At 65.6% G+C, this 25,786-nt stretch carries 24 protein-coding genes; 18 read left to right on the forward strand and 6 right to left on the reverse strand.

Features of this window, described 5'->3' with window-relative positions:
* Nucleotides 1-105: 105 nt before the first annotated feature.
* Nucleotides 106-1,662 carry an acyl-CoA synthetase gene (locus tag D6T64_RS19580; RefSeq protein WP_119976363.1) on the forward strand — a complete coding sequence of 519 codons (1,557 nt, stop codon included), beginning with the start codon at nucleotides 106-108 and terminating at the stop codon, nucleotides 1,660-1,662.
* A 115-nt stretch (nucleotides 1,663-1,777) separates the two neighbouring features.
* On the opposite strand, the gene D6T64_RS19585 is transcribed toward D6T64_RS19580, so the two are convergent.
* A complete protein-coding gene (locus D6T64_RS19585) occupies nucleotides 1,778-2,662 on the reverse strand; it encodes an IclR family transcriptional regulator (protein WP_119976364.1) in 885 nt (294 codons plus the stop codon).
* Nucleotides 2,663-2,857: 195 nt separating this feature from the next.
* Here D6T64_RS19585 and D6T64_RS19590 point away from each other — a divergent pair, with 195 nt between their 5' ends.
* From D6T64_RS19590 to D6T64_RS19600, 3 genes are all read left to right on the forward strand, one after another.
* Nucleotides 2,858-3,817: an ABC transporter substrate-binding protein gene (locus D6T64_RS19590; protein ID WP_119976365.1), complete on the forward strand. Its 960-nt coding sequence runs from the start codon at nucleotides 2,858-2,860 to the stop codon at nucleotides 3,815-3,817.
* Nucleotides 3,818-3,887: 70 nt separating this feature from the next.
* Complete coding sequence (locus D6T64_RS19595; protein WP_199719236.1) at nucleotides 3,888-4,871, forward strand: PDR/VanB family oxidoreductase; 984 nt, start codon at nucleotides 3,888-3,890, stop codon at nucleotides 4,869-4,871.
* Between the two features lie 21 nt (nucleotides 4,872-4,892).
* The gene (locus D6T64_RS19600) at nucleotides 4,893-6,101 is read left to right on the forward strand and encodes a cytochrome P450 (RefSeq protein ID WP_199719237.1); all 1,209 of its coding nucleotides are present in this window, start codon (nucleotides 4,893-4,895) and stop codon (nucleotides 6,099-6,101) included.
* Nucleotides 6,102-6,189: 88 nt separating this feature from the next.
* Here D6T64_RS19600 and D6T64_RS19605 read toward each other — a convergent pair whose 3' ends face one another.
* Nucleotides 6,190-6,795, reverse strand: coding sequence for a helix-turn-helix transcriptional regulator (locus tag D6T64_RS19605; RefSeq protein ID WP_119976368.1), 606 nt, complete (start codon nucleotides 6,793-6,795; stop codon nucleotides 6,190-6,192).
* A gap of 97 nt (nucleotides 6,796-6,892) precedes the next feature.
* On the opposite strand from D6T64_RS19605, the gene D6T64_RS19610 reads away from it, so the two are divergent.
* Nucleotides 6,893-8,014: an aromatic ring-hydroxylating dioxygenase subunit alpha gene (locus D6T64_RS19610; protein WP_119976369.1), complete on the forward strand. Its 1,122-nt coding sequence runs from the start codon at nucleotides 6,893-6,895 to the stop codon at nucleotides 8,012-8,014.
* 12 nt (nucleotides 8,015-8,026) lie between these two features.
* Nucleotides 8,027-9,037 (forward strand): PDR/VanB family oxidoreductase, encoded by a 1,011-nt coding sequence (locus tag D6T64_RS19615; RefSeq protein ID WP_119976370.1) that lies wholly within the window; start codon nucleotides 8,027-8,029, stop codon nucleotides 9,035-9,037.
* A gap of 78 nt (nucleotides 9,038-9,115) precedes the next feature.
* Here the strand turns inward: D6T64_RS19615 and D6T64_RS19620 are convergent, their stop codons facing one another.
* Genes D6T64_RS19620 through D6T64_RS19635 form a run of 4 tightly spaced genes read right to left on the reverse strand, consistent with a single transcriptional unit; the run spans nucleotide 9,116 to nucleotide 12,551 of the window.
* Complete coding sequence (locus D6T64_RS19620) at nucleotides 9,116-9,976, reverse strand: ABC transporter ATP-binding protein (protein ID WP_119976371.1); 861 nt, start codon at nucleotides 9,974-9,976, stop codon at nucleotides 9,116-9,118.
* Nucleotides 9,966-10,739 carry an ABC transporter permease gene (locus D6T64_RS19625; RefSeq protein ID WP_119976372.1) on the reverse strand — a complete coding sequence of 258 codons (774 nt, stop codon included), beginning with the start codon at nucleotides 10,737-10,739 and terminating at the stop codon, nucleotides 9,966-9,968. The genes D6T64_RS19620 and D6T64_RS19625 overlap by 11 nt, the downstream gene beginning before the upstream one ends.
* Entirely contained in the window at nucleotides 10,736-11,536 is an 801-nt protein-coding gene (locus D6T64_RS19630) for an ABC transporter permease (protein ID WP_119976373.1), read from the reverse strand. The genes D6T64_RS19625 and D6T64_RS19630 overlap by 4 nt, the downstream gene beginning before the upstream one ends.
* Before the next feature lie 49 nt (nucleotides 11,537-11,585).
* Entirely contained in the window at nucleotides 11,586-12,551 is a 966-nt protein-coding gene (locus D6T64_RS19635) for an ABC transporter substrate-binding protein (RefSeq protein WP_119976374.1), read from the reverse strand.
* A 182-nt stretch (nucleotides 12,552-12,733) separates the two neighbouring features.
* On the opposite strand from D6T64_RS19635, the gene D6T64_RS19640 reads away from it, so the two are divergent.
* The 12 genes from D6T64_RS19640 to D6T64_RS19695 all read left to right on the forward strand — a co-directional run bounded on the left by D6T64_RS19640 (nucleotide 12,734) and on the right by D6T64_RS19695 (nucleotide 25,383).
* Nucleotides 12,734-13,615 (forward strand): LysR family transcriptional regulator, encoded by an 882-nt coding sequence (locus D6T64_RS19640; RefSeq protein WP_119976375.1) that lies wholly within the window; start codon nucleotides 12,734-12,736, stop codon nucleotides 13,613-13,615.
* 100 nt (nucleotides 13,616-13,715) lie between these two features.
* Nucleotides 13,716-14,687 carry an ABC transporter substrate-binding protein gene (locus tag D6T64_RS19645; RefSeq protein ID WP_325049815.1) on the forward strand — a complete coding sequence of 324 codons (972 nt, stop codon included), beginning with the start codon at nucleotides 13,716-13,718 and terminating at the stop codon, nucleotides 14,685-14,687.
* Nucleotides 14,688-14,737: 50 nt separating this feature from the next.
* The gene (locus tag D6T64_RS19650) at nucleotides 14,738-16,378 is read left to right on the forward strand and encodes a thiamine pyrophosphate-binding protein (RefSeq protein ID WP_119976515.1); all 1,641 of its coding nucleotides are present in this window, start codon (nucleotides 14,738-14,740) and stop codon (nucleotides 16,376-16,378) included.
* A 27-nt stretch (nucleotides 16,379-16,405) separates the two neighbouring features.
* Nucleotides 16,406-17,224: an IclR family transcriptional regulator gene (locus D6T64_RS19655; RefSeq protein WP_119976376.1), complete on the forward strand. Its 819-nt coding sequence runs from the start codon at nucleotides 16,406-16,408 to the stop codon at nucleotides 17,222-17,224.
* Between the two features lie 139 nt (nucleotides 17,225-17,363).
* The gene (locus D6T64_RS19660; RefSeq protein ID WP_119976377.1) at nucleotides 17,364-18,545 is read left to right on the forward strand and encodes a 4-hydroxybenzoate 3-monooxygenase; all 1,182 of its coding nucleotides are present in this window, start codon (nucleotides 17,364-17,366) and stop codon (nucleotides 18,543-18,545) included.
* 23 nt (nucleotides 18,546-18,568) lie between these two features.
* Nucleotides 18,569-19,384: a protocatechuate 3,4-dioxygenase subunit beta gene (gene pcaH, locus D6T64_RS19665; RefSeq protein ID WP_119976378.1), complete on the forward strand. Its 816-nt coding sequence runs from the start codon at nucleotides 18,569-18,571 to the stop codon at nucleotides 19,382-19,384.
* Nucleotides 19,377-19,979, forward strand: coding sequence for a protocatechuate 3,4-dioxygenase subunit alpha (gene pcaG, locus D6T64_RS19670; protein ID WP_119976379.1), 603 nt, complete (start codon nucleotides 19,377-19,379; stop codon nucleotides 19,977-19,979). The genes pcaH and pcaG overlap by 8 nt, the downstream gene beginning before the upstream one ends.
* Nucleotides 19,972-21,459: a lyase family protein gene (locus D6T64_RS19675; protein WP_119976380.1), complete on the forward strand. Its 1,488-nt coding sequence runs from the start codon at nucleotides 19,972-19,974 to the stop codon at nucleotides 21,457-21,459. The genes pcaG and D6T64_RS19675 overlap by 8 nt, the downstream gene beginning before the upstream one ends.
* The gene (gene pcaDC / locus D6T64_RS23560) at nucleotides 21,456-22,649 is read left to right on the forward strand and encodes a bifunctional 3-oxoadipate enol-lactonase/4-carboxymuconolactone decarboxylase PcaDC (protein WP_119976381.1); all 1,194 of its coding nucleotides are present in this window, start codon (nucleotides 21,456-21,458) and stop codon (nucleotides 22,647-22,649) included. The genes D6T64_RS19675 and pcaDC overlap by 4 nt, the downstream gene beginning before the upstream one ends.
* A 9-nt stretch (nucleotides 22,650-22,658) precedes the next feature.
* Nucleotides 22,659-23,459 (forward strand): CoA transferase subunit A, encoded by an 801-nt coding sequence (locus tag D6T64_RS19685; RefSeq protein ID WP_119976382.1) that lies wholly within the window; start codon nucleotides 22,659-22,661, stop codon nucleotides 23,457-23,459.
* Entirely contained in the window at nucleotides 23,459-24,151 is a 693-nt protein-coding gene (locus tag D6T64_RS19690) for a 3-oxoacid CoA-transferase subunit B (RefSeq protein ID WP_119976383.1), read from the forward strand. Before D6T64_RS19685 ends, D6T64_RS19690 begins: the two co-directional genes overlap by 1 nt.
* On the forward strand, nucleotides 24,148-25,383 hold the full coding sequence (locus tag D6T64_RS19695; RefSeq protein ID WP_233551440.1) for an acetyl-CoA C-acetyltransferase: 1,236 nt from the start codon (nucleotides 24,148-24,150) through the stop codon (nucleotides 25,381-25,383). Before D6T64_RS19690 ends, D6T64_RS19695 begins: the two co-directional genes overlap by 4 nt.
* Nucleotides 25,384-25,786 lie beyond the last annotated feature (403 nt).

The following is a 25,786-nucleotide window of genomic DNA, read 5'->3' on the forward strand; positions in this document are numbered from 1 at the left end:
CGATCATCTCAGGGGTGTGCTCCCCGGTAGTACGGTGAGCACACCCCTGACCCACCCAGTGTCAGTGTCTCCGCCCGCGGAGACGTGTGAAAGGTACATGCAACGATGCATAACCAAGGTCTCGGTTCCTGGATCCACCGCCGACGCGTGAAGTCGGCCACCCACACCGCGCTCATCAGCGGCGACAATCGCCTCAGCTACGACGAGCTCGCCGAGCGGGTCGACCGGCTGGCGAATGCGCTCGATGCCCGCGGCATCCGCTCGGGCGATCGCGTGGCGTATCTGGGCGAAAACCATCCCGCGTTCCTCGAGACGCTGTTCGCCTGCGGGGTGCTCGGGGCGATCTTCGTGCCGCTGAACACCCGCCTGGCCGCGCCCGAGATCGCCTTCGCCCTCACCGATTCGGGCAGCCGCATCCTCGTGCACGCGGCGAGCCTCGCCGCCCTGGCCGAACGTGGATCCGAGGGCACGCAGGTGGCCGAGCGCATCATGGTGGCGGATGCCGCAGCGCCGGCGGCGGGGACCGGCTCGGCCGGGCAGGCCAGCCGCATCGAAATGCTCGATGACGTGATCGCTGGCGCCTCCGCCACCCATCGTGACGAGAACGTCACCCTCGACGACCCGGCGCTGATTTTGTACACGTCGGGAACGACCGGCCAGCCCAAGGGTGCGCTGCTCACCCACGGGAACATGACCTGGAACAGCTTCAATGTGCTCGTCGACTACGACTTCGTCAGCAGTGACGTGGCTCTCATGATCGCGCCAATGTTCCACGTCGCCTCGCTCGGCATGGGGGTGCTGCCCACCCTGCTGAAGGGCGGCTCCGTTGTGCTCGAGCCCAAGTTCGAGCCCGGCCGCACCCTGCACCTGATCGAGCAGCACCGGGCGACCGTGATCAGCGGGGTACCGACGACCTACCAGCTCTTGTGCGAGCACCCCGACTGGGCGACCACCGACATCAGCTCGCTGCAGAAGCTGACCTGCGGCGGCTCAGCCGTGCCGGTGCGCGTGCTCGAAGCCTACGAGAAGCGGGGCCTGTCGTTCTCCGGCGGCTACGGCCTCACCGAAACGGCGCCCGGAGCCACCAGCCTCGCCCCGCATAAGTCACGCGAGAAGGCCGGATCGGCCGGGTTGCCGCACTTCTTCACCGACGTGCGCGTCGTCGACGAGCTCGGCGACGAGGTCGCCCGGGGCGAGGTCGGCGAGATCCAGATCTCGGGGCCGAACGTGATTCGTGAATACTGGAATCGAGCCGAGGCCACCGCCGACAGTTATGCCGGCAACGTCTGGTTCCGCTCCGGCGACATGGGCTACTTCGACGAGCACGGTTATCTCTTCATCAGCGACCGGCTGAAAGACATGATCATCTCCGGCGGGGAGAACATCTATCCGGCCGAGATCGAGCTGGCCATCTCCGAACTCCACTCCGTCTCGAGCGTCGCCGTGATCGGCGTTCCCGACGAGAAATGGGGGGAAGTGCCGTGCGCCATCGTGACCGTGCGCGACGGGTTCACCCTCGACGCCGCCGACATCCAGACGCACCTGCGTGATCGCCTCGCCCGGTACAAGATTCCCAAACGCGTCGTGGTCGTGGCCGAGATGCCGCGCACGGCCAGCGGCAAGATCCGCAAGGCCGACCTGCGGCGAGCCCACGCGGGCTGACAACCCTAGGGAGGCCCGGCCATAACCGGCTTTCGACACAGTCGCCGTCCTGAATTATGTCTGTGGTCGCTGGCCCGTGAGCAGCCGAACGACCTCACACCCAGGGGCATGGCAGCTAGTCGCGGGGAGTTGGAACGGCAGAATACCGTCGCGCAGTCGATCCCAAGTACTCCATGGATTTGACGGACGAATTGACTAGAGGGCGGTACCGGCCCCCGGGCAGCGCCTGTGGATGGCGTGGGGGCAGATATGCCGACCGGAGCGCCAGGGACATTTGCTGCGCCGCCCTGCGCAGAATATCCCGCGTGGCTTCCCATGGCGTCTCGTCGTTTGGCACCACGACGCTGATGGCTGCGACGACGACCTGATTGGCACCGAAGACGGGAACCGCAATGCCACGGGCGTCGGGGTGAATGTAACCGTCAGCCACGACGAAGCCCCGGGAACGAATCTCACTCAAAGTCGCAGTCAGTTCGCTCAAAGAACGGATGGTGTGATTCGTATATGAGAAGAGGCCATCGTTGACAATCTGGTCCACGAACGCGGAAGGCATGTGGGCGAGCAGGACCAAACCGCTTGAAGAGGCATGGAGCGGCAAACGGCCACCGATAAGCGTGGCATTGACGACCGCGTTCCGCTTGGAGAGCCTCTCCAAAAAGAGCACGTCCGTGCCTTCAAGAATACCGAGCTGGGTATGTTGACCAACTACCGCGTGAACATCTTGCAGATAAGGCATCGCAATTTCGCGCAGGCCCAGCGCCCCTGGCGTGCAACACGCCAGCTCCCAGAGGCGAACGCCGAGCCGGTAGGTTTTGTCTTCATTCCGTTCTAGGAGACCGTGAGACTCTAATTCGGTGACAAGCCGATGAGTGGACGCCAGAGGGAGGCCTGCACGTCGGGACAGTTGGGTAAGGGTGAGAAACGCAGAGTCTGCGTTGAAGGCGCTCAAAATTCGCAAGTGGCGACTCAGAGCCGATCTGCCTGCTGATGCATTTGCCATGGCTGCCTTCTCGGATGCCCGGAGTATTCAACTCTGAATGGTCGGGGTCACGCACTGAAATTCAATGATGGCACGTCGTCTGAGCGGAGATTGAATACTTCCGTTCATCGGAATAGTTGCTTCTTGCGTAACTCTGCTGTGTGTTACTTTCCCCGGGTTGGTGTCAAAGAAGACTCAATCCAGGAAAGTAGTCCAATGTCTAAGAAGCGCAATCGCAGTCTGAAGTCAATTCTCCCCATTGTTGGCACAATGGCAGTGCTCCTCACCGGGTGCTCCGGTCCAGCTGCGGGCAGCGCTGCTGATGGTCCACCACCCGTCAAGGTCGGGTATTTTCCCTTGGCTCATACGGCTAGCGTCGTCAACGCAGACGAGGAAGGACTCTTTGAAGCTCAAGGGCTTGACGTTGAGCTTATTCAGACTGGCGGCGGAGCCGCCGCAATCACCACACTCGTTTCTGGTTCTATCGACATCACCTACTCGAACTACACTTCAGCGCTGTTGGCAGCCGAAAAGGGGCTCCCGGTCATGTTGGTCGCCGCTAACGATGTCGGCGGCGCCGATCACGGAATCTTCGTGACCAGCGACTCCGCGATTGGGACCGCGGCAGATCTTTCGGGAAAGACGTTCGCCGTCAACAACCTGCAAAATGTGGGAACTCTCGCCGTGTATGCCCTCCTCGAGGATGCCGGCGTAGACCCGACTGACGTGTCTCTCGTTGAGATGCCCTATCCAGACATGCAGGCCGCCTTGGAGCGTGGAGCCGTCGACGCTATCTGGCAGGTTGAACCCTTTCAATCCGGAGCCCTTGCCGCTGGCTTTGTCAAGTTGTCGGACATGTTCACGGGGACGATGGCTGACATACCGGTTGCCGGGTGGGTCACCACAAAGAAGTTCGCCGAGGAAAATCCTGAAGCTATCAGTGCATTCCAGATAGCAATATCCGAGTCGGGTGAGGATCTGCAGGGTCACCGAGAGCGGTTCGTGGAATTAGTGCCGACCTTCACCAAAGTGCCTGTGGCTGTCGTTGAACAGATGGAACTTCCCGTGTTTGAGAGTGATCTCAATCTCGAGCGGTTGCAGCAGACGGCCGACCTGTTGAAGAAATACGAGATAACGAAGACATCTGTTGATGTGAACTCCCTCGTGGTCAAATGATGCCGCTCGTGAGGAATGTCTTTTTTTACGCATCCACGGTTGTCTGCAACGCACGTAAGGCGATGAAGTCGTGACTGAGACGTCGGGTCATGCTGCTCCTGCGCCGTCAGATCCAGCCCAGATGCAACTGATCGTGCGGGATAAATACTACCAAACGGACGATCTGGTTTCGGTTGTGCTGAGTCGCACGGATGGCGGGAGGCTGCCCGACTGGACACCAGGGGCGCACATTGATGTGTTTCTTCCGAATGGATTGGCCCGCCAGTATTCTCTCTGCGGCGACCCTTGGAACACCGATAATTATCACATCGGTGTGCTCGGCGCTTTAGAGAGTCGCGGGGGCTCGCGCTTTATCCACGACGAGCTGAAGATCGGTTCTGTTGTGGGGCTCGGCGGCCCTCGAAACAACTTCGCCCTCACCCCGTCAAAGACGCTCCTGTTCGTCGCGGGCGGCGTCGGCATCACGCCAATCTTGCCCATGATCAACCAGGCTGAACAGATGGGCATCAGCTGGCGTCTCTTGTATTTGGGGCGGAATCTCGCCTCGATGGCGTTTCGTGATCGCGTCGAGCGGTTTTCTGACCGAGTGACGCTGCACCCCGGAGATGAGCTGGGTCGCATGGCGGTCTCGGACTGGATCGGGGCGCCGAGAGACGGAACAAAGATTTATGTCTGTGGCCCGGAGCGATTGCTAACTACCGTTACGGAGCATTGCGCCGACTGGCAAATGGGCACGGTACGCGCCGAACGCTTTACTGCGAGGAAGTTTGATGCGCCTCTGCGGTCGGGCTCCTTCGAGATCCTGATGGCCGGGTCCGGGAAAGTAATCCGCGTCCTGCCGACTGAAAGTATGGTCGCGGCGCTGCGGTCGGCAGGAGTAAACACCTTGACCTCGTGTGGCATGGGCATATGCGGCACCTGTGAGATGTCAGTGCTCTCCGGTGTGCCAGACCATCGGGATTCAATCTTGGACGAAGACGAACGTCTTGCAGGCAACTGTATGTTTCCCTGCGTATCTCGTTCTTTGACCGACCGACTCGTTCTAGGACTGTGAACATCAATGAAAGGACAGCTCGTGACCGCACCGACCATCAGTACTGACATCGTGACAAGCTCCGAAGATCCCTTCGGACCCGAGGTTCTCCATGATCCCTTGCCTTTTCAAGCACGCCTTCGAGAGGCAGGCCCGGTGGTCTACCTGCCGACGTACAACGTTTACGCCATGGGGCGATACTCCGACGTCCACGCCGCGTTAACAGATTGGCAAACTTTCGAATGCTCTGCGGGAGTCGGCCTCAGCAACTTCCGTAAGGAAAAGCCGTGGAGGCCACCCAGCCTGCTCCTGGAAGCAGACCCCCCCTTCCACAACGCGCCACGCGCGGTACTCAGCAAAATTCTGGGCGCTCGCCAACTGCATACTCTGCAGGCTCAATGGGCCACTGACGCAGACGACGTCGTCGACGCACTGGTGAGCTCCACGCTCGAGTTTGATGCGGTACCGGCACTCGCCGAGGCATTTCCTTTGCGGGTCTTCCCCGATGCCGTGGGTATCCCCCACGAAGGTCGTGAACGCCTGCTCCCGTATGGCGATCACCTCTTCAACGCCTTTGGACCAGAAAACGCACTCGTTCAAAGGGGCGCCGGTACGATCGGAGAAATCTCAGGCTGGGTGAACGATCAGTGCGCCCGAAACGTTCTGACACCCGGTGGCTTCGGAGCTGAAATCTGGGCTGCCGCGGACCGAGGTGATATCTCACATGAGCAGGCACCCACGATCGTGCGATCATTGCTATCGGCGGGCGTCGATACGACAGTTCACGCCCTTGCCGCAGTTCTCTACGCCCTCGCTTCGAATTCTGAACAGTGGGTTTTGCTGCAGAGCGATCCAAATCTTGCGCGGCGGGCATTCGACGAGGCAATTCGTTTGGAATCGCCGGTCCAGACTTTTTTCCGCACAACGACTCGAGACATTCGGGTCGGCGGGACTCTTATTCCCCAAGGCGAGAAGATCCTTATGTTTCTTGGCTCGGCAAACCGTGACGAGAGACGGTGGCAGAATCCAGACGCATTTGACCTGACTCGTGACCCGTCTGGACACGTGGGGTTCGGAATGGGTATCCACCAATGCGTAGGACAACACGTCGCTCGTTTGGAAGCGGCCACGGTCATGGCCGCCCTGCTCAAGAGAGTGAAAACCATTGAGGTCAACGGACCGGTTACGAGGCACTTGAATAACACGTTGAGAGCTTGGGAAAGTCTTCCCATGCGCGTGACGTTGAAATAGGCGCGACCCGGTTACCCAGGCCAGCTGGGAGCGGCCGTGAGTGGAGTAGTGTCCCACGGGATCAAAAACCCGTTTCATGCCAAGCTGATCAGGCAGTCGGTGGCGCGGCATCCGCTTGAAGAAGGTCGTCGATGAGGTCGAGCCCGCGCTCGGCCCACTCGATCTCGTGCTCGGCCCGCGCGATCAGCCCCTCATAGGTGTAGCGCTTGTAGGCGCGGATGCTGGTGTGCTCGCTGGCGGGCGCGTGGGCGAGGCGTTTCTCCAGCATGGTGCTCGTGCCGGTGTCGATCTCGCGTACCTTCTCGAGCCACTCCGTGCGCTGCTGGTCGAAGTTTGCGATGTGCGCGCGCAGCTGGGCGCGGGCCGCATCGGGCTCGGCCCACTCGAGGTAGGCGGCTTTGAGGTGGGCCGGGTCGCGTTCCCGGGTGTAGCTGAGCGGTTCATTCATCCAGGCGCGAAAGGCGTCGAGGCCGGCCGCGGTCACGCTGTACTCACGCTTCTTGCCGCGCGGTCCCCACGGCACCTCGGTGCCGACGACCAGGCCGTCGGCCTCCATGCGGCGCAGCTCCGGATAGATCTGGGAGTCGGGCGCGTGCCAGACGTGCGAGACGGATGCCTGGAACGCCTTGGACAGGTCGTAGCCGGTCATGGGTTCCACCGTGAGCAGCGCCAGTAGTGCGTGCCGAAGGCTCATCGGGTTCTCCTCTCGGCCTTGTGAGTAACTACCAGCATAGATAGTCTGGACCGGAGCCAACTATCTATGGGGATAGTGAGCTGACCGGAGGATTTCAATGACGATTATCCAAACCACGAGTTCGACCACCAATAAGGTGCTCAACTATCCGCTCAACACCTGGTATGTCGCGGCCTGGGACCACGAGGTCACCCGCACGCTGATCTCCCGCACGGTCGCCGACAAGCCGCTTGCCATCTACCGCACCGAAGACGGCCGCCCGGTCGCTCTCGCGGATGCCTGCTGGCACCGGCTCGCCCCGCTGTCCCAGGGCAAGGTGCTCACCCGAGACGAGATCCAGTGCCCGTACCACGGCATCGTGTACAACTCGGCGGGCCGCTGCGTGTCGATGCCGGCCCAGGAGACCATCAACCCGAGCGCGACCGTGCCGTCCTACCCGGTCGTCGAACGCCACCGCTTTCTCTGGGTCTGGCTCGGTGACGCCACCCTCGCCAACCCCGACACGATCCCGGACATGCACCAGATGGATCACCCGGAGTGGGCCGGCGACGGCCTCACGATTCCCGTCACCTGCAACTACCAGCTGGTGCTGGACAACCTGATGGACCTGACCCACGAGGAATTCGTGCACGGCTCGAGCATCGGTCAGGCTGAGCTCAGCGAGAGCGACTTCGAGGTCACCCACGACGATACGACCGTGACCGTCTCGCGCTGGATGCACAACATCGACGCCCCGCCGTTCTGGCTGAAGAACATGCGCGACAAGTTCCCCGACTTCACCGGCAAGGTCGACCGGTGGCAGATCATCCACTTCGAGGCCCCCTCGACCATCTGCATCGATGTCGGCGTCGCCAAGGCCGGGACCGGCGCGCCGGAGGGCGACCGCAGCCAGGGCGTCAACGGCTACGTCATGAACACGATCACCCCCGAAACGGCCCGCAGTGCGCACTATTTCTGGGCCTTCATGCGCAACTACCGCCTGGAGAGCCAGCTCATCACCTCGCAGCTGCGCGCCGGTGTCTCCGGGGTGTTCAAGGAGGACGAGGACATGCTCCTCGCCCAGCAGACCGCCATCGACGCGAACCCCGACTACGAGTTCTACAACCTGAACATCGACGCCGGCGGCCTGTGGGTGCGCCGCCTCATCGAGCGGATGCTCGAGGCCGAAGGCCGACCGGTCTCCGCCGGGCGCGCCGGCCGCCTGAGCACCGCCAACTAGGCGGGCAGCACCATGGCCGCAACAAATATCGAGGTGTGGCAGCGGGCGACGGTGGTCGAATCCGTGCTCGTCGCCGCCAACATCCGCCGCATCGTGCTGGCCCCGGCCCTGCCGAAGCGGGCCGAACCCGGCTCCCATATCGACCTGTACACGACGATCACCGGCGAACGTCAGAAACGCTCCTATTCGGTCGTCGACTCCACCGAGGACGGCACGAGGGTGGCGATCAGCGTGCTGCAGGCGCCGTTGTCGCGTGGCGGGTCGATCTTCATGCACGGCCTTCAGCCCGGGGACACGCTGGAGATCACCCAGCCCCTGCAGAACTTTCCCCTGCGGGTCGGAGCCCCCAGCTACGTGCTGCTCGCCGGCGGCATCGGCGTGACGGCGATCGTCAACATGGCCCGGGTGCTGAAGAGCCTCGGGGCGAGCTACACGCTCGTCTACGCCGCGCGCAGCCGCGAGCGCATGGCCTACCTGCCCGAGCTGCTCGCCCTGCACGGCGACAACCTGCGGGTGCATATCGACGACGAGGGCTCAGAACTGTCGGTGGCAGACCTGGTTGCCGGCGTCGACCCCGCCGCCGAGCTGTACATGTGCGGCCCGATCCGCCTGATGGACGCCGTGCGTCGCGCCTGGCGTGACCGCGAGGTGAACGAAACCAACCTGCGCTTCGAGACCTTCGGAAACAGCGGATGGTACGACCCCGAAGAGTTCATCGTGCGCGTGCCGCGCCTCGGCGTCGAGACGCGCGTGCCCGCCGGCCGGTCGATGCTCGAGGCCCTCGAAGACGCCGGCGTCGAGATGATGTTCGACTGCCGCAAGGGCGAGTGCGGCCTGTGCGAGGTGAAGGTTCTCGCCCTCGAGGGCGCCATCGACCACCGCGACGTGTTCTACAGCGAACGCCAGCAGCACGCAGCCGAGAAGATCTGCTGCTGCGTCTCCCGCGCCGTCACCTCCGCCACCGGCCTCCAGGCGGATGCCGCGCGTGGTGGTCCCGCGATCCTCACGATCGGCGTCTCCTAGTCGCACAGACACAGACACACACAAGCGGATGCCCCGGTGAGGTTCACCGGGGCATCCGCTTGTGTGCCTGTCTGCGACTTACTTACGAGCCGCCTTGCGCTGGGCCGTGATCTGTTCGGTGACCGGGCCGAGCTTGGCCCGCTGGATCTCGGCGTAGACGTGTGAGCGCAGCTCCATGAAGCGGGGCAGGGCGCGGGTGTTAAGCTGGTCGCGTTCGGCGGGCAGGTCGATTTTCAGGTCTTCCTGCACGACGGTCGGCGAACTCGACAGCACGATGACGCGTTCGCCGAGGTATACGGATTCGTCGATGTCGTGGGTGACGAAGAGAATCGTCACGCCGAGCTGCTTCCAGATCGTGCGGATGAGGTCTTCCAGGTCGGCGCGGGTCTGCGCGTCGACGGCCGCGAAGGGTTCGTCCATCAAAAGGACCTGGGGGCGGTAGGCGACGGCGCGGGCGATCGCCACGCGCTGCTGCATGCCGCCGGACAGCTGCCAGGGGTAGCTCTTCGGCACGTGGTCGAGTCCGACTGACTTCAGGGCGGCATCGACGAGTGCGGTGCGCTCGGCCTTGGGCACCTTCTGGTTCTTGAGCGGCAGCTCGACGTTGCCGCGCACGGTCATCCAGGGAAAGAGGCTGCGGCCGTATTCCTGAAAGACGACGGCCATCGACTTCGGCGGGCCGGTGACCTTGCTGCCGGCCAGTTCCACGGTGCCGCTGGTCTGTTCCATCAGCCCCGAGATGCACTTGAGCAGGGTGGTCTTGCCCGAGCCGGAGGGCCCGACCAGGCAGACCAGCTCGCCCTCGGCGAGATCAAAGGTGAGGTCGCGCACGGCCTCGACCTCGCCGCCGGGCACCTTGTAGATTTTCTGCAGGCCGCGCACCGAGAGCATCGGCACGGTCTTGACGGGTCGATTCACGGTTGTGTCGCTAACTGTCATGAGTGATCTCCTTCAGACCGTGGTACCAGTGCAGCACCCGGCGTTCGACGAATTGGAAAATGAGGGCCAACCCCAGGCCGATGAGGCCGAGAACGACGATGCCGCTCCACATCTCGGGAATGGCGAAGTTGCGCTGGAACTGCACGATCGTGAAGCCCAGGCCCGACGACGAGGCGAACATCTCGCTGATGACCATCAGGATCAGGCCGATCGACAGTGACTGCCGCACGCCGGCCATGATCTGCGGTGTGACGGCCGGAAGCACAAAGTAGCGGATGCGCGCGAAACCGCGGATGCCGTAGCTGCGGCAGCTGTCGTTCAGCACCGAGTCGACGGCACGGACACCCTCGACCGTGTTGAGCAGCACCGGCCAGATCGCGCCGGAAATGATGACGGCGACCTTCATGCTGTCGTTGACACCGATGAGCAGCATGAGCAGCGGCACAAGCACGGGCGGCGGAATCGCACGGAAGAACTCGAGCATCGGTTCGAGCAGGTTGCGCAGCCAGCGGGTGGAGCCGATGAGCAGGCCGAGTACAATGCCGAGGCCGATGGCGAAGAGCAGCCCGACCGCGAGGCGACCGAGGCTCGGCAGCACGTCCTCGAAGAAACGCTCACCGATCCAGGTGGTCCACAGCGTTTGGGCGAGTTCGAAGGGTTTCGGCACGAAGAAGTTGGTGGAACCGAAGGACAGCGCCCACCAGAGCACGATGAGCACGATCGGCAGGCCGAAGAAATAGGCGACACGTTTAAGGGGACTCACAGCACAACCTCTCCTCTGACCGAGGGGTGCCAGGACAGCACCCGTTTTTCGATGATGCGGGCGGCGAGGTTGATGAGCACTCCGATGAGGCCGGTGGCCAGCACGAGGGCGTACATCGACGAGATCGCGCCGCCGGACTGGGTCAGGGCGATCTGCTTGCCCAGCCCCGGGGTGCCGATGATGAGCTCAGCGGTGATCGCCAGGATGAGGGCGACGGCCGCCGCGAGGCGCAGGCCCGTCATCAGGTACGGCAGGGCCGTTGGCCAGATCACGTACCGTACCCGGGCGAGGCGGCCGAGACCGTAACTCTTGGCGGTATCGTTGGCGACGGCATCCACATCGGCAATGCCGTAGAGCAGTTGCAGCAGCACCTGCCAGAAGGAGGCGTAGACCACGAGCAGCAGCGTCGACTCGATGCTGGTGCCGAAGATGAGCACCGCCAACGGAATCAGCGCGACGGAGGGAATCGGCCGCAGAAACTCGATCGTGGTGTGGGTGGCGCGGCGCAGAAAGCGGCTCGAGCCGATGATGAGTCCCACGACGATCGCCGCGACGGTGGCGATCGCGAGGCCCAGGGCCCAGCTCGTCATGGTGTCGGCGACGTCCTTCCAGAACGCGGCCTCGGTGAAGTACTGAGCAAGCCGCACGAGCACCTCGCTCGCCGGCGGCAGGTAGCGGTCGCTGACCAGGCCCAGGCGCGGGGTAGCTTCCCAGATCAGGAAGAACAGGACTATTCCGCCGATGCCGAGGCCCAGGGCTTTCGCCCGGGGCCCGGCAGGGCTTCGTTGTTTTTTCATGCTGGCAAGCCACTTCCTTGTGGTTGGGGGGAGTGAGAGGGGGTTGGGCTTAGGGCAGGAACGTGCTCATGTCGGGTGCGGTTTCGACCACGCCGTATTCGAGAGCCGCGTCGCCGAGGGCGGTGACGGCATCCACGTTGAATTCGGTCGGGAACTTGGGCAGCACGATCTTCGCGAGCACCTCTTCGGGCGTTGCCGTGAAGGTGGCAATAATCGCGCGCACCGCGTCAGGGTTGGCCTGGGCGTACTCGAGGGACTTGGTCATGGCGGCCTGGAACTTGGTCACCATCTCCGGGTCAGCCGATACGGTGGCGGCCGACGAGAAGTAGGCGGCGACGTCGAGGTTGACGTCGAAATCGGCGTAGCCGTAGGAGATGACGCGCTGGCCGCTTTCGAGGGCGGCGGTCACGAAGGGTTCCACGACGAAGGCCGCATCGACCTGGCCGTTCTCCACGGCGGCGCTGGCATCGGGGAACGGGATCTCGACGAAGGAGATCGACGACGAGTCGCCGCCGAGGCGGTCGATCGAGGAGCGCATGACCGTGTCGACGATGTTGTTGAGGCTGTTGCCCGAGACGGTGCCGCCGTCGAGGTCGGCGAGCGACGTGACCGGCGAGTCGCCCTTGACGATGACCGCGCCGAAGTCGCTGTCGACGTCGCCGGTGGAGGCAACGGCGGGGCTGACGACCTCGAGCGGCAGGCCCTTGTCGTTGGCGACCATGAGTGAGATCAGGTTGCTGAACCCGAACTCGTAGTCCCCGCTCACGACGGCGGGAACGATGGCGGCGCCGCCGGTCGCAGTCTCGATGGTGAGCTTGAGGCCCTCCTCTTCGAAGAAGCCCTGTTCGAGACCCAGGTAGAGGGGAGCGGTGTCGGCGATGGGGATGACACCGACCGTGACGGGGGTGAGGGCGTCGCCGTCGGCGGCGGGGGTCGTGGCGTCGGTGCCCGCGGAGCAGGCGCTCAGTGCGATGACGGATGCCGCGGCGAGTCCGATCATGAACTTTTTCTTCATTTCACTCCATTGTGTGGGGGGTCGCGGTCTGCGGGGGTGGTGCTGGGGTCGAAGACTCTGTTGTCTACTTCGGATAGTAGCCAGCGCCCACAAGCACCGTCGCGACGTTTCCGCTGAGTGGAAGGTCTAGGGCTGAGGCGGTCTTGGTTACGCTGAAACCGGGGTGAAGAAGGGTATTGAAAGTGGATCTGAACCTATTGCGCACATTCCTCTCGGTCTATGAGACCGGCAGTCTCACCAGATCAGCGCGGGATCTGTACGTCACTCAACCGTCAGTGAGCCATTCTCTGGCGCATCTGCGCCGCGAATTCTCCGATGAGCTGTTCGTCCGCCGGGGGCGGGGCATGGTGCCCACGCTCCTTGCTGACGAGCTGTATCCCGTGGTGAAGGATTCTGTGGGAAGCATCGATAACGTCGTGCTGGGGATGAAATCCTTCGATCCTGCGTCATCGACCCACCGATTCCGACTGTGCCTGTCGGATTTGGGCGAGTTGGCTTTTCTGCCCCAAATTCTCAAGACCATTTCGCGAGATGCGCCCGAGGTGGAGATCGAAGTGGTTCCCATGGATATCCGCCTTCTGCCGGATTGGCTGACGCGGGGTTCTGTGGATGCGGCTATCGCATCGTGGCCGCTCGCCGGTGAATACGGCGGCACGCTCCTCAAGACGGAGGAGTACGTGTGTGTGCTTCGTGCGGACTATCCAATGGCCGGGCCCGAACTGACCCTGGACGAGTTCCTGCGTGCGCGGCACGTCATTGTCGATCCGGTCACGGGTCATCAGCTGGCCGAACAGGCGATGCAGGCGCTCGGAATCGTCCGTCGATCGACCGTCGTCGTGCAGCACTTCGCTGTCATCCCCGAGTTGATCTCGGAGTGTAATCTCTTCGCAATCGCCCCGGAGAGCATGGCGCGTCGGTGGCTGGACAAATGGCCGGTACGACTGGCTGCATTGCCTTTTGATGTGGGCGCCGTGGAAGTGAAACTCTACCTTCGAGCAAATGGGCGTGAATCATCCGCCCTGGCGTGGTTTCGCACTGCCGTGAGCGAAGCTCTCAAGTATTAGTTTTATCTATTCTGACCGGTCAATTTATTCATTGGACTGATGCAATTCGTCCCCGTAGGCTGCGAACAACTACCAATCGCGTCAACACAAGGATGTGTGCATGATGAAAAGATTGACAATGACTCTGGTCGCGGTCGCCTCCGTGGTTTTGGTAAGCGGATGCGGCGCTGCCACTCCTGAAAATTCCGCCGAACCCGGCGCCGCCGGCCTCACACCGGTCACGGTGGGTGCTATTCCGATTGGCGACGTTGCTCCCCTGCACCTGGGGCTCGCCGAGGGCTTTTTCGAGGATGAAGGTATCGACCTGTCCATCGAGACGATCTCTGGAGGCGCAGTCGCTGTGCCCGGTGTCGTCAGCGGGAGTTTCGACTTCGCTTTCGGCAACACCGTTTCCCTCATGGTCGCCCAGGATAAGGGCCTCGACCTGAAGTACGTCACGAACGGAACGACAAGTACGGGGTCGTCCGACGCTGACTTCGCGGGCGTTGTGGTGATGGATGACTCCGCCATCGAGACCGCGACAGATTTGGAAGGCAAAACGGTGTCGTCCAACAATCTGTCGAACATCGGCGACACCAGCATTCGCACAGCCGTCGACAACGCCGGCGGCGACGGGGCGTCACTGACGTTTGTCGAGGTCGCGTTCCCCAACGCCCTCGCCGCGCTGGAAACGGGGCAGATTGACGCGGCGCTGATTCTGGAGCCGTTCCTGACGCCGGCACTTCAGAATGGTGCTCGCGTGGTGTCGTGGAACTATGCGGAAACGCACGAAAACCTTGATATCGGCGGGTACTTCACCACGGGTGATGTCATCAAGGACAGCCCCGAACTCGTCGCCAGCTTCGCCGCCGCCATGAATCGGTCTCTCGAGTACGCCCAAGAACACCCTGCTGAGGTGCGCACAGCCATAGGCACCTACACCGAGATTCCTGCCGACGTGCTCGACCAGATCACCCTTCCGAGGTTCACGACTGAATTCGACCGTGATGCGGCAGCAGTGCTGGGGGCTGCGGCGGTGAAATACGGCACCATCAGTCAGGCGCCAGACCTTGACGCTCTGCTGCCCTCATGAACCTCGACACAGCTGTCCCCGCAAGGCTCGATACGAAGGAGATGCACACAATGAGAGTCGCAGAAGCTGTCGGTCGCACCTTGGCGCTCCTCGGGGTCGGCCACGTCTTTGGCGTGGTGGGCAGTGGGAACTTTCACGTCACGAACGCCTTGATCAGCGGCGGGGTCACATTCACGGCGGCCCGCCACGAAAATGGGGCGGCCTGCATGGCGGATGCATTCGCTCGGGCCAGTGGACACGTCACCGCCCTCACGGTTCACCAGGGTTGTGGCCTGACCAACGCCCTAACGGGCATCGGCGAGGCGGCCAAGAGCCGAACGCCCGTGCTGGTCCTAGCCGGGGAGACGCCGGGAACAGACCAAACGTCCAATTTTTGGATCGACCAAGCGGGTGTCGTTGCCGCGCTCGGCGTGCGTGTGGAGCGGATCCACAGCGCAAAAACGGCCGTGAACGACACCATACGAGCCTTCAGGCTCGCCCGGGACCAGCGGCGTACGGTGCTGCTCAACCTTCCGCTGGACGTGCAGGAGGAAGAGGTGGCCTGGTCCCCTGACCTGGTCGGGGAGCTGTCACCGCGGATGGCGTCGGGTCCGTCTCCAGATGCCGTGGGGCGCCTGGCCGACCTGCTCGCGGGGGCGGATCGCCCGGTCCTGGTTGGCGGTCGGGGTGCCTTCGGCGCCGTCGAAGAGATACGGCGGGTGGCAGCGATCTCGGGTGCGCTCCTGACCACGTCGGCGGTAGGTCGGGGTCTCTTTCACGAAGACGCGTGGTATCTCGACGTCATGGGTGGTTTTTCAACACCGGTGACCGCAGAACTCATCGAGGGCGCGGACCTCATCGTCGCATTCGGGGCGAGCCTCAACCGATGGACGACGCGCAGCGGGGCACTTCTGCGTGGATCCACCGTGGTGCAGATCGATGACACGGCTGATGCCATCGGCGTCCACACTCCGGTCGCCCTGGGAATTGTCGGCGATTGCGCCCAGGTTGCCGGACTCGTCGCGGCCGAGCTCGCCCGCCGCGAGGTACAGCAGGTCGGCTACCGCACCGAACTCGTGGCGGGAGTGATTGCATCCGGCGTGCGTTGGCGCGACGTGCCATTCGACGACATCGATTCGGCCTCAACGGTCGACCCGCGCGCTCTGACCATCGCCCTTGACGACATGTTGCCGATGGAACGGGTCGTGGTGCCCGATGGTGGGAATTTCAATGGATACCCGGCCATGTTTTTGCAGATACCTGACGAAAAAGGCTACTGCGTGCCGCTGGCGTTCCAATCCATTGGGCTCGCTCTCCCGTCTGCGATCGGGGCGGCTCTGGCGACCCCTGGGCGGCTGGCCGTCGCCGGGATCGGCGACGGGGGTTTCATGATGAGCCTCGTGGAACTGGACACTGCGGTGCGCCTTCACCTGGGCCTGGTGGTGATTGTCTACAACGACAACGCGTACGGCGCCGAAGTTCACCACTTCGTGCACGGTGGCGGCTCGCTGGAGACCGTCGAATTCCCGGAGACCGATATCGCGGCGATAGCTCGAGGGTTCGGTTGTCGCGGAGTGACCGTGCGCTCCATCGCCGACCTTGTCGGCGTAAAGAGTTGGCTTGACGGCGAGCGCAGCGTGCCTCTGGTCATTGACGCCAAGATCAGCTCGTTCCCGTCCTGGGTCCTGGCCCACACGTTTGACGAAGAATGACCCTCGTTTCGACTAGCGTGGGGACCGATGTCAGGAAAGCCGGAACGGACGAGTCGCCCCGAGAGTGCTTTCGACGCTGCCGCCGACCGCCGCTCGGTCGCAGCGCGGCTGTTCGCCATTCTTGATGCCTTCGCCGCCCCCGCCGGGGCGACCTCGCTGACCCTGACCCTGACCGCAATCGCGCAGCGTGCGGGCCTGCCGCTGTCGACCACCCACCGGATGGCGGCCGAGCTGGTGGGCTGGGGCGGGCTGACCAAACACGACAACGGCCAGTACTCGCTCGGCATGAAGCTGTGGGAGCTCGGCGTGCAGACGCCGACCGCGCGCAACCTGCGCACGATCGCGCTGCCCTACCTCGAAGATCTCTATGAGACGACCCGGGAGCACGTGCACCTCGCCATTCTCGACGGGCGTGATGCCCTGTACCTCGAGAAGCTCTCCGGACACCACGCCGTGCGGCTGATCTCCCGGGTCGGCGCGCGGTTGCCGCTGCACTCCACCGGTGTCGGCCTGGTGCTGCTCGCCTACGCCCCGTCCGAGGTGGTGCAGCAGTACCTTGCGACGAGCCTCGAGCGCTTTCTGCCGCGCACGGTCACCGAGCCCGAGGCCGTGCGCCGGCGACTCGCCGAGATTCGCCAGCTCGGCCTCGCGCGCATGTCGGAGGAGATGACGGCCGGTTCGAGCTCGATCGCGGCGCCGATCCGGGACCGCACCGGACAGGTCGTGGCGGCGGTCTCGATCGTCACTCGCACCACCGAGCTGGTCGACGCCGGGCAGGAGCGCGCCGTGCGCGAGGCGGCCCAGGGGATCAGTCGTGCGCTCGGCTATCGCCGCGCCCAGCAGTGAACCGGCCGGCAGTGAACCGGCAGCGCGCCGTTCCTGACAGAAGATCAGCACTTTCACTGAGTGGAAGAATCATACTCGGGGTGGGCCGGGCGCAGCACACTGGGTACACCACCCCCTGTCATCGTCGCTAGGAGAGCCCGTGCCCCATGAAACCACCCGTGTCGCCATTATCGGCGCCGGTCCCGCCGGTCTTCTCCTCAGTTGGGCCCTGCGAGATGCGGGCATCGACTCGATCGTCATCGAAAATCGCTCGCAGGACTACGTGCTCGGCCGCATCCGCGCCGGCGTTCTCGAACAGGGCTCGGTCGAGACCCTGACCCGCCTCGGGCTCGGTGACCGCCTCGCATCCGAAGGCCTCGAGCACGACGGAATCTTTCTGCAGTACGCCGGCGAACGCCACAACGTGAACTTCAAAGACCTGATCGGCCGCACGGTCACCGTCTACGGCCAGCAGCAGGTCGTGAAAGACCTCGTCACCGCCCACGAACAGGCCGGGTCGACCATCTACTACGAAGCCGCCGACGTCGCCGTCGACGACCTGACGAGCACCAACCCGACCGTCACCTTCAGGCACGGCGGCGAGCAGCACACGATCAGCGCCGACTTCGTCGTGGGCGCCGACGGGTTCCACGGCATCTGCCGCGCCAGCATCCCCGCCGCGGACATCACCCTCTTCGACCGCAGCTACCCCTATGCCTGGCTCGGAATCCTGGCCGACGTCGCCCCGTCCTCCGACGAACTGGTCTACGCCCTGCATGAAGACGGCTTCGCCATGCTGTCGATGCGCTCACCGGTGGTCTCGCGCCTGTACCTGCAGGTCGACCCCGCCGACGACATCGGCAACTGGTCAGACGCCCGCATCTGGGATTCCCTGCAGACCCGGCTCGGAACCGACGGCTGGACCCTCAACGAAGGCCCGATCACCGACAAATCGATCACCCCGATGCGCAGCTTCGTGGCCTCGAGGCTCACCTACGGCAATCTCTTTCTGGTCGGCGACGCCGGCCACATCGTGCCGCCGACCGGCGCCAAGGGCCTCAACTCGGCCATCTCCGACGTCACCCAGCTGGCCGCGGCCCTCACCGCGTTCTACTCCGACGACGAGACGCTGCTGGGTCGCTACAACGACATCGCGCTCGCCCGACAGTGGCGGGTGCAGCAGTTCTCCCGCTGGATGACCGAGATGCTTCACACCAGTCCGGCCGACGAGCAGACCGGCGCGTTCGACTACCGCAGCCAGCTGGGCCAGCTCGACTACGTCACCCATTCGCCGCTCGCCCAGCGCATGCTCGCCGAGCAGTACACCGGCCTCCTGCTCTAACCGCACCGCCGACCGAGGACACCATGAGCCACACTTCTTCCCCCGCATCCAGACTTCGCCCCGGCACCGGCGCGTCGAGCCAAGACGAGATCAACGCCGAAATCGTCGCGATCGAAGCGGATGCCGCCGCCCGCGTCGCCGCCGGTGGCTCGCCCGAGCTGCACCCGCGGCGCGACTACGCCCCCTACCGCAGCTCCCTGCTGAGGCACCCGACCCACGAACTCGTGCGCATCGACCCGGAAGAGGTCGAGCGCGTCTCGCCCGCCTTCGGCCACACCGACGTGAACAGTCTCGAAAGCGACCTCACCATCCAGCACGCCGGCGAACCGATCGGGGAGCGGATGACGGTGGGCGGCCGGGTGCTCGACGGCGAGGGCCGCCCCGTGCGCCACCAGCTGATCGAGCTGTGGCAGGCCAACGCCGGCGGTCGTTACGTGCACAAACGCGACCAGCACCCGGCGCCCCTCGACCCCAACTTCACCGGGGTCGGCCGCGCCATCACCGGCGACAACGGCGAGTACTCGTTCACGACCATCAAGCCGGGGCCCTACCCGTGGAAGAACCACGTGAACGCCTGGCGACCGGCGCACATCCACTTCTCGCTGTTCGGGAACGCGTTCACCCAGCGGCTCATCACCCAGATGTACTTTCCCGGCGACCCGCTGTTCGCCCTCGACCCGATCTACCAGTCGATCGCCGATGCGGATGCCCGTGCCCGCCTGGTCGGGCAGTACGACCACAGCCTGAGCGTGCCCGAGTTCTCGCTGGGCTACCGGTGGGACATCGTGCTCACCGGCCCGAAATCGACCTGGATGGAAGGCGAAGACGCCGATGAGTGACCTGACGACGCCCCAGAGCCCGACACTGCAGAGCCCCGCGCTGCAGACCCCTTCGCAGACGGTCGGCCCCTTCTACGGGTACGCCCTGCCGTATACGGGCGGGCCGCAACTGGTTGCCGGGTACCATCCCCGCGCCATCCGCTTTCACGGCACGGTCACCGACGGGGCGGGCGAGCCGATCCTCGACGCCCTGCTGGAGATCTGGCAGGCCGACGAGAGCGGGGCGCTCAGCCGGGAGCTCGGCAGCCTCGACCGTGACGGGTTCACCTTCTCCGGCTTCGGCCGCTGCGCGACCACGATCGCCGGCCACTACACCTTCACGACGCTCAAGCCGGGGGCGGCCGGCAGTGCGGCGCCCTACATCCTGGTGTGCGTCTTCGCTCGCGGCGTGACCCACCACCTGTTCACCCGGGCGTACTTCGCCGAGGACGCCGCCCGGCACGAGACGGACGCCCTGCTGAACGCGGTGCCGGCCGACCGCCGCGACACGCTGGTCTGCGTCTCCGAGGGCCTGGTCGGCGGCGCGGAATCGTACCGCTTCGACATCCGGCTGCAGGGCGAGAACGAGACCGTGTTCCTGGATTTTGATGCTTGACCACACGTTCGACGCCGGACTGCTCAACCCGCTCAGTCACGGCACGCGCGAATCCGAACTGACCAGCGACCAGGCCTGGCTGCAGGCGATGGTCGATGCCGAGCTGGCGCTGACCCGGGCGCTGATCGATGCGCAACTCGTCCCCGAGTGGATGGCGGCGGTCTGCGACGCCCTCGCCGACGCCAGCCTGCTCGACCTCGCCGCGATCGCGGTCGAGGCCCGCGGCGGCGGCAACCCGGTCATTCCGTTCGTCAAGCACCTCGGTCGCGCGGCCGAGAAGGTGCGCTCCGGCGCCTCCGACCACCTGCACGTCGGGGCGACCAGCCAGGACATCCTCGACACCGCCGCCATGATCGTGGCCCGCCGGGTCAGCTGCGAGCTCATCCACCAGCTCGATAACCTCGGTGCCACCTTCGCTGACCTCGCCCACGAGCACCGCGGCACGGTCATGAGCGGCCGCACGCTCGGGCAGCAGGCCTCCCCGACGAGCTTCGGCTTCGTGGTGGCGGGCTGGCTCGACGCCGTGTTGCTCATCGTTACCCGCCTCGAGCGCCTGCGCGACACCCTGCCCGTGCAACTCGGGGGAGCTGTCGGCAATCTCGCCGTGCTCACCGAAATCGCCCGAGCCCGGCGCAGCGACGTGGCCGATGGCACGGTGAGTGTCGATGCCGTGCTCGACACGGTGCTCGAACGCTTCGCCGACCACGTCGGCCTGGTCGTGCCGCGCCTCAGCTGGCACACCAACCGGGTCGTCATCTCCGAGCTGGCCTCGGTGCTCGCCGCCGCCACCGGGGTCGCCGGAACCTTCGCCCTCGACGTGTCCGTGCTCTCCCGCACCGAGATCGCCGAGGTGAGCGAACGGCTGGCCCCCGGTCAGGGCGGGTCGAGCGCCATGCCCCACAAGCGAAATCCGGTCTCGTCGGTGCTGATCACGGCGGCGGCGCTGCAGACGCCGGGTCTCGCATCCACTCTCTACGGCAGCATGCTGGCCGAAGACCAGCGCCCGAGCGGTGCCTGGCACGCCGAGTGGCAGTCCCTGCGGGTGCTTGAACGGCTGACGATCTCGGCCGTGACCGGGGCCGCCTCGCTCGCCGCCCGCCTCGACGTGGCCCCCGACCGCATGCGCGCCAACCTCGACCTCACCGACGGCCTGGTGTTCAGCGAGCGCGTCACCACGATCCTGGCCGAGACCGTGGGCAAGACCACCGCGTTCGCTCTGGTCGAACGCGCCTCGCAGGAGGCGTTCCTCACCAACCGGCCGCTGCAGGTGGTGCTCGCGAGCATGCTGATCGCCGAAGGCTGTTCCGATGTGCTGCGCACCCAGGTCTGGGCGGCCTTCAACTACGAGGGCCAGCCCGGGCAGTCGGGGGCCGGCATCGACCGCGTCGTGCGCAGCTTTCGGCAGCGAGCGGATGCCGCGGCCCTGCTCGCCGCCGCCCCCATCCCCGCTCTCGCCCGCGCCAACCCGAGGACCCCATGACCCAGCCTGCAATCCTGTGCACCGTCAAGCCGGCGGGCACCGGTGACATCAACGCGCCCCTCATCGTGCTGGGCCCCTCGCTCGGCACGACCGCCGACCTGTGGGCCGCGGTGGTGTCCTCCCTCGCCGCCACCCACCGGGTGCTGCGCTTCGACCTGCCGGGCCACGGTTTCAGCCCGCCCGCGACCGAGCCGTTCACCCTGGAAGAACTGGCCGACGCCGTCGTCGGCCTGGTCGACTCGGTCGGCGTCACCGCGTTCCACTACGCCGGCATCTCCCTCGGCGGCGCCGTGGGACTGGCCATCGCCGCGCGGCACCCGGGCCGGCTCGCGAGCCTGGCCGTGTTCTGCTCCGGCTCGAAAATCGGCACGGCCTCGGCCTGGACCGACCGGGCCGCCGGAGTGCGTGCGAGCGGCACCCCCTCACTCGTCGCCGGCAGCGCGGCACGCTGGTTCGCCCCCGATTTTCTCGGCCGGGACCCCCGGGCCGGCTCGCACGCGCTCGACCAGCTGCTCGACATCGACGATGAGTCCTATGCGCTCGCCTGCGAGGCCCTCGCGGTCTTCGACCAGACGGATGCCCTCGGCGGCATCCGCACGCCCGTGCTGTGCATCTCGGGCGAGCACGATACCGTGACGCCGCCCGCCCAGCTGCAGGAGCTGGCCGCCCGCATTCCCGGCGCCCGGGCCGTGCAACTCGCCGGGGTCGCCCACCTGCCCGCGCTCGAGCAGCCGATCGAGGTCGGCGCGCTGCTCGGTGAGTGGATCGCGGGGGCCGGCGCTGCCCGCTCCGCGGCATCCGCCCACGACGCCGGCATGCTCGTGCGCCGCGCGGTGCTCGGCGACGCCCACGTCGACCGGGCGAACGCGTCGATCACTCCCGAGACGGCCGACTTTCAGGACTTCATCACCCGCTACGCCTGGGGCGAGATCTGGACCCGCCCGGGGCTGGACCGCCGCACCCGCAGCTTTCTGACCATCGCGGCCCTCGTCACCGGCGGCCACGAGGGCGAACTCGCCATGCACGTGCGCGCAGCCCTGACCAACGGGCTCAGCCGCGCCGAAATCAGCGAGGCCATCCTGCACACCGCCATCTATGCCGGAGTGCCGGCCGCCAACGCCGCCTTCGTCGTGGCCCGCGAGACCTTCGCAGGCCTCGATGCGGCCACGACGCCGAGCGAAACACCCTAAGGACAGCTCATGGACAAGTCATTTTCCACTGCCGCCGCCGCCGTCGCGGATATTCCCGACGGGGCATCTATCGCCGTGGGCGGGTTCGGCCTCGTCGGCGTGCCGATCGTGCTCATCCGCGCGCTGCTCGCCCGCGGTACGACCGACCTGCGGGTGGTCTCCAACAACTGCGGTGTCGACGGCTGGGGACTCGGCGAACTGCTGCGCGAGGGCCGGATCAGCCGCGTGATTGCCTCATATATAGGAGAGAACAAGGACTTCGCCCGTCGCTACCTCGGCGGTGAGCTCGAGGTCGAACTGACCCCGCAGGGCACCCTCGCCGAGCGGCTGCGTGCGGGCGGCACCGGGATCCCGGCGTTCTTCACCGCGAGCGGGGTGGGCACCATGGTCGCCGACGGCGGGCTGCCGTGGCGCTACGGACCGGATGGCGAGGTCACGGTGTCGAGCCCGCCGAAAGAGACCCGGTTGATCAGCTCGCTCGGGTCGGAAAAGGAATACGTGCTCGAAGAGGCGATCGTGACCGACTACGCCTTCGTGCGCGCGGCGAAGGGCGACCGGCACGGCAACCTCGTCTTCGAGAAGTCGGCCCGCAACTTCAACCCGGTCGCCGGTATGGCCGGCCGCATCACGATCGCCGAGGTCGACGAACTCGTCGAACCGGGGCAGATCGACCCGGACGAGGTGCACCTGGCCGGAATTTACGTGAACCGCATCGTGCAGCTCGGGGCAGCGGATGCCGCCGACCTGCCCATCGAGAAGACGACGACCCGGCCGCGCCCCGCGGCGGCAACCCCGAACGGACAGCGCTGATGCCCCTCACCCGCAACCAGATGGCGGCCCGCGCCGCCCAGGAACTCGCCCCGGATTCCTACGTCAACCTGGGCATCGGCCTCCCGACGCTGATCCCCAACTTCCTGCCCGCAGGCGTTCACGTGGTGCTGCACTCCGAAAATGGGGTGCTCGGCGTGGGCCCCTACCCGTGGGAGGGTGAAGCCGACCCGAAGCTCATCAACGCGGGCAAGGAGACCGTGACGGTGAACCCGGGCGCGGCCTACTTCGACTCGGCGCAGAGCTTCGGCATGATCCGCGGCGGCCTGATCGACGTGGCCGTGCTCGGCGCCATGCAGGTGAGTGTCAGTGGCGACATCGCGAACTGGGCGGTGCCGGGCAAGATGATCAAGGGCATGGGCGGCGCGATGGACCTGGTGCACGGCGCCGACACCGTCATCGTCGTGATGGAACACACGACCAAGACCGGTGAGCACAAGATCAAGACGGTCTGTGATCTGCCGCTGACCGGCAAGGCCGTCGTGACGCGCATCATCACCGACCTCGCCGTGATCGACATCACGCCCGACGGCCTGGTGCTGCGCGAGCTCGCGCCCGGCGTCACCGTCGACGAGGTGCAGGCCGCGACCGAAGCACCCCTTCTGGTGCCGGAGCCGCCGCTGACAATCCGCACCCTGCTCGACACACCGACGTCCGATGGAGCTGCCGCATGACGAACACCCGAAACCCCACCGTGCTGCGTCAGGTCGTCATCTGTGAGCCGCTGCGCACCCCGATCGGCCGGTTCGGCGGCGCCTTCAAGACGGTCGCCCCGGCGGACCTTGCCGCGGCGGTGATCGCAGCGCTGATCGAGCGCACCGGCCTTGACGGCTCTCTCGTCGACGACGTCATCTTCGGCCAGGCCTATCCCACCGCCGAAGCCGCCCCGGTGGCCCGCGTCGCCGCCCTGAACGCGGGCCTGCCGGTCACGGTCGGCGGCGTGCAGGTCGACCGCCGCTGCGGTAGCGGGCTGCAGGCCGTGCTCGACGCCGCGATGCAGGTGCAGACCGGGGTCAGTGACCTCGCCATCGCCGGCGGCGTCGACGTGATGAGCCAGGCTCCCTTCTATACGGTCGATTCCCGCTGGGGAGTGGCCGGAACCGCCGGAATGCTGTTGCGCGACGCCCTCGGCCGCGGCCGCGAGACGGCCGGCGGGCGGCGGTTCCCGGTTCCGGGTGGCATGCTCGAAACCGCCGAGAACCTGCGCCGCGACTACAACCTCGGCCGGGTGGAACAGGATGAACTGGCGGTGGAGTCGCAGCGCCGCGCCCTGGCATCCGTCGCCGCCGGCCGCTTCACCGACGAGATCGTGCCGGTCACCGTTCCCGGCCGCAAGGGCCCCACCGTCGTCTCGGTCGATGAGACCCCGCGCGCGACGAGCCTCGAGGCCCTCGCCGGGCTTAAACCCATTTTGGGCACGGCGGATGCCGACGCCACCGTCACCGCCGGCAACGCCAGCGGGCAAAACGACGCGGCCGCGGCCTGCATCGTGACCACCCCCGAACGCGCCGCCGAACTCGGCCTCACCCCGCTCGTGCGCCTGGCATCGTGGGCGCGCGCCGGGGTGGAACCCTCGCGGATGGGCCTCGGGCCGGTGCCGGCCACGAAACTCGCCCTGGAACGGGCCGGACTGAGCCTGGCCGACATCGACCTGATCGAACTCAACGAGGCCTTCGCCGCGCAGGTGCTCGCCGTCACCCGGGAGTGGGACTTCGCCGAGAAGGACTGGGACCGCACCAACGTCAACGGCTCCGGCATTTCGCTGGGCCACCCGGTCGGCGCGACCGGCGCCCGCATCCTGGCGACCGCAGCGCGGCATCTGCAGCGCACCGAGGGGCAGTTTCTGCTCGAAACCATGTGCATCGGCGGCGGCCAGGGCCTCGCCGCCATCTGGGAACGCGCCTAGCCGGGCGCACCCACCGCAACGGCCGACGCCGGGGAATCCGCTGGTGACGAGTGCCCCGGCGTCGCTGTCTGCGCGAATGGTGTCGATACATGACAGCTGTGAGCGCGCCACCCCGTTATACGGGGGTGCCGCGCTCACAGCTGTCACGCATCGACGAACGGAAGCTCCCTAAAGGGGACTCCGCCGGGGAGCGGCCCCAGACGGCACCCGTTCAGGCCGGTTGTCGAGCCAGCCTGCGGCGGAACGGTCCGCGTGCGCTCAGGGCGACGCCCCTGCGTTAGGGGATGCTATTCCCGAACTCGCGGAGCGGGGTGGTACCCGCGGACTCGCCATCGACGATTCGCTTCGCCATCCAGGCCGGTACGGATGCCGCCCGGCGGCTCGGAGCGCTGCTCGGCTAGCG

It is taken from the genome of Cryobacterium melibiosiphilum (assembly GCF_003602235.1).
GTDB lineage: Bacteria > Actinomycetota > Actinomycetes > Actinomycetales > Microbacteriaceae > Cryobacterium > Cryobacterium melibiosiphilum.

Excerpts from the sequence above, each read along its gene's own strand:
- D6T64_RS19695 (WP_233551440.1), top strand. The coding sequence starts at position 24,148 with ATGACGAACACCCGAAACCCCACCGTGCTGCGTCAGGTCGTCATCTGT.
- D6T64_RS19690 (WP_119976383.1), top strand. The coding sequence starts at position 23,459 with ATGCCCCTCACCCGCAACCAGATGGCGGCCCGCGCCGCCCAGGAACTC.
- pcaH (WP_119976378.1), top strand. The coding sequence starts at position 18,569 with ATGAGCCACACTTCTTCCCCCGCATCCAGACTTCGCCCCGGCACCGGC.
- pcaDC (WP_119976381.1), top strand. The coding sequence starts at position 21,456 with ATGACCCAGCCTGCAATCCTGTGCACCGTCAAGCCGGCGGGCACCGGT.
- D6T64_RS19630 (WP_119976373.1), bottom strand. The coding sequence starts at position 11,536 with ATGAAAAAACAACGAAGCCCTGCCGGGCCCCGGGCGAAAGCCCTGGGC.
- D6T64_RS19615 (WP_119976370.1), top strand. The coding sequence starts at position 8,027 with ATGGCCGCAACAAATATCGAGGTGTGGCAGCGGGCGACGGTGGTCGAA.
- D6T64_RS19590 (WP_119976365.1), top strand. The coding sequence starts at position 2,858 with ATGTCTAAGAAGCGCAATCGCAGTCTGAAGTCAATTCTCCCCATTGTT.
- D6T64_RS19585 (WP_119976364.1), bottom strand. The coding sequence starts at position 2,662 with ATGGCAAATGCATCAGCAGGCAGATCGGCTCTGAGTCGCCACTTGCGA.
- D6T64_RS19645 (WP_325049815.1), top strand. The coding sequence starts at position 13,716 with ATGATGAAAAGATTGACAATGACTCTGGTCGCGGTCGCCTCCGTGGTT.
- D6T64_RS19580 (WP_119976363.1), top strand. The coding sequence starts at position 106 with ATGCATAACCAAGGTCTCGGTTCCTGGATCCACCGCCGACGCGTGAAG.
- D6T64_RS19620 (WP_119976371.1), bottom strand. The coding sequence starts at position 9,976 with ATGACAGTTAGCGACACAACCGTGAATCGACCCGTCAAGACCGTGCCG.
- D6T64_RS19650 (WP_119976515.1), top strand. The coding sequence starts at position 14,738 with ATGAGAGTCGCAGAAGCTGTCGGTCGCACCTTGGCGCTCCTCGGGGTC.
- D6T64_RS19655 (WP_119976376.1), top strand. The coding sequence starts at position 16,406 with ATGTCAGGAAAGCCGGAACGGACGAGTCGCCCCGAGAGTGCTTTCGAC.
- D6T64_RS19610 (WP_119976369.1), top strand. The coding sequence starts at position 6,893 with ATGACGATTATCCAAACCACGAGTTCGACCACCAATAAGGTGCTCAAC.
- pcaG (WP_119976379.1), top strand. The coding sequence starts at position 19,377 with ATGAGTGACCTGACGACGCCCCAGAGCCCGACACTGCAGAGCCCCGCG.
- D6T64_RS19685 (WP_119976382.1), top strand. The coding sequence starts at position 22,659 with ATGGACAAGTCATTTTCCACTGCCGCCGCCGCCGTCGCGGATATTCCC.
- D6T64_RS19635 (WP_119976374.1), bottom strand. The coding sequence starts at position 12,551 with ATGAAGAAAAAGTTCATGATCGGACTCGCCGCGGCATCCGTCATCGCA.
- D6T64_RS19605 (WP_119976368.1), bottom strand. The coding sequence starts at position 6,795 with ATGAGCCTTCGGCACGCACTACTGGCGCTGCTCACGGTGGAACCCATG.
- D6T64_RS19675 (WP_119976380.1), top strand. The coding sequence starts at position 19,972 with ATGCTTGACCACACGTTCGACGCCGGACTGCTCAACCCGCTCAGTCAC.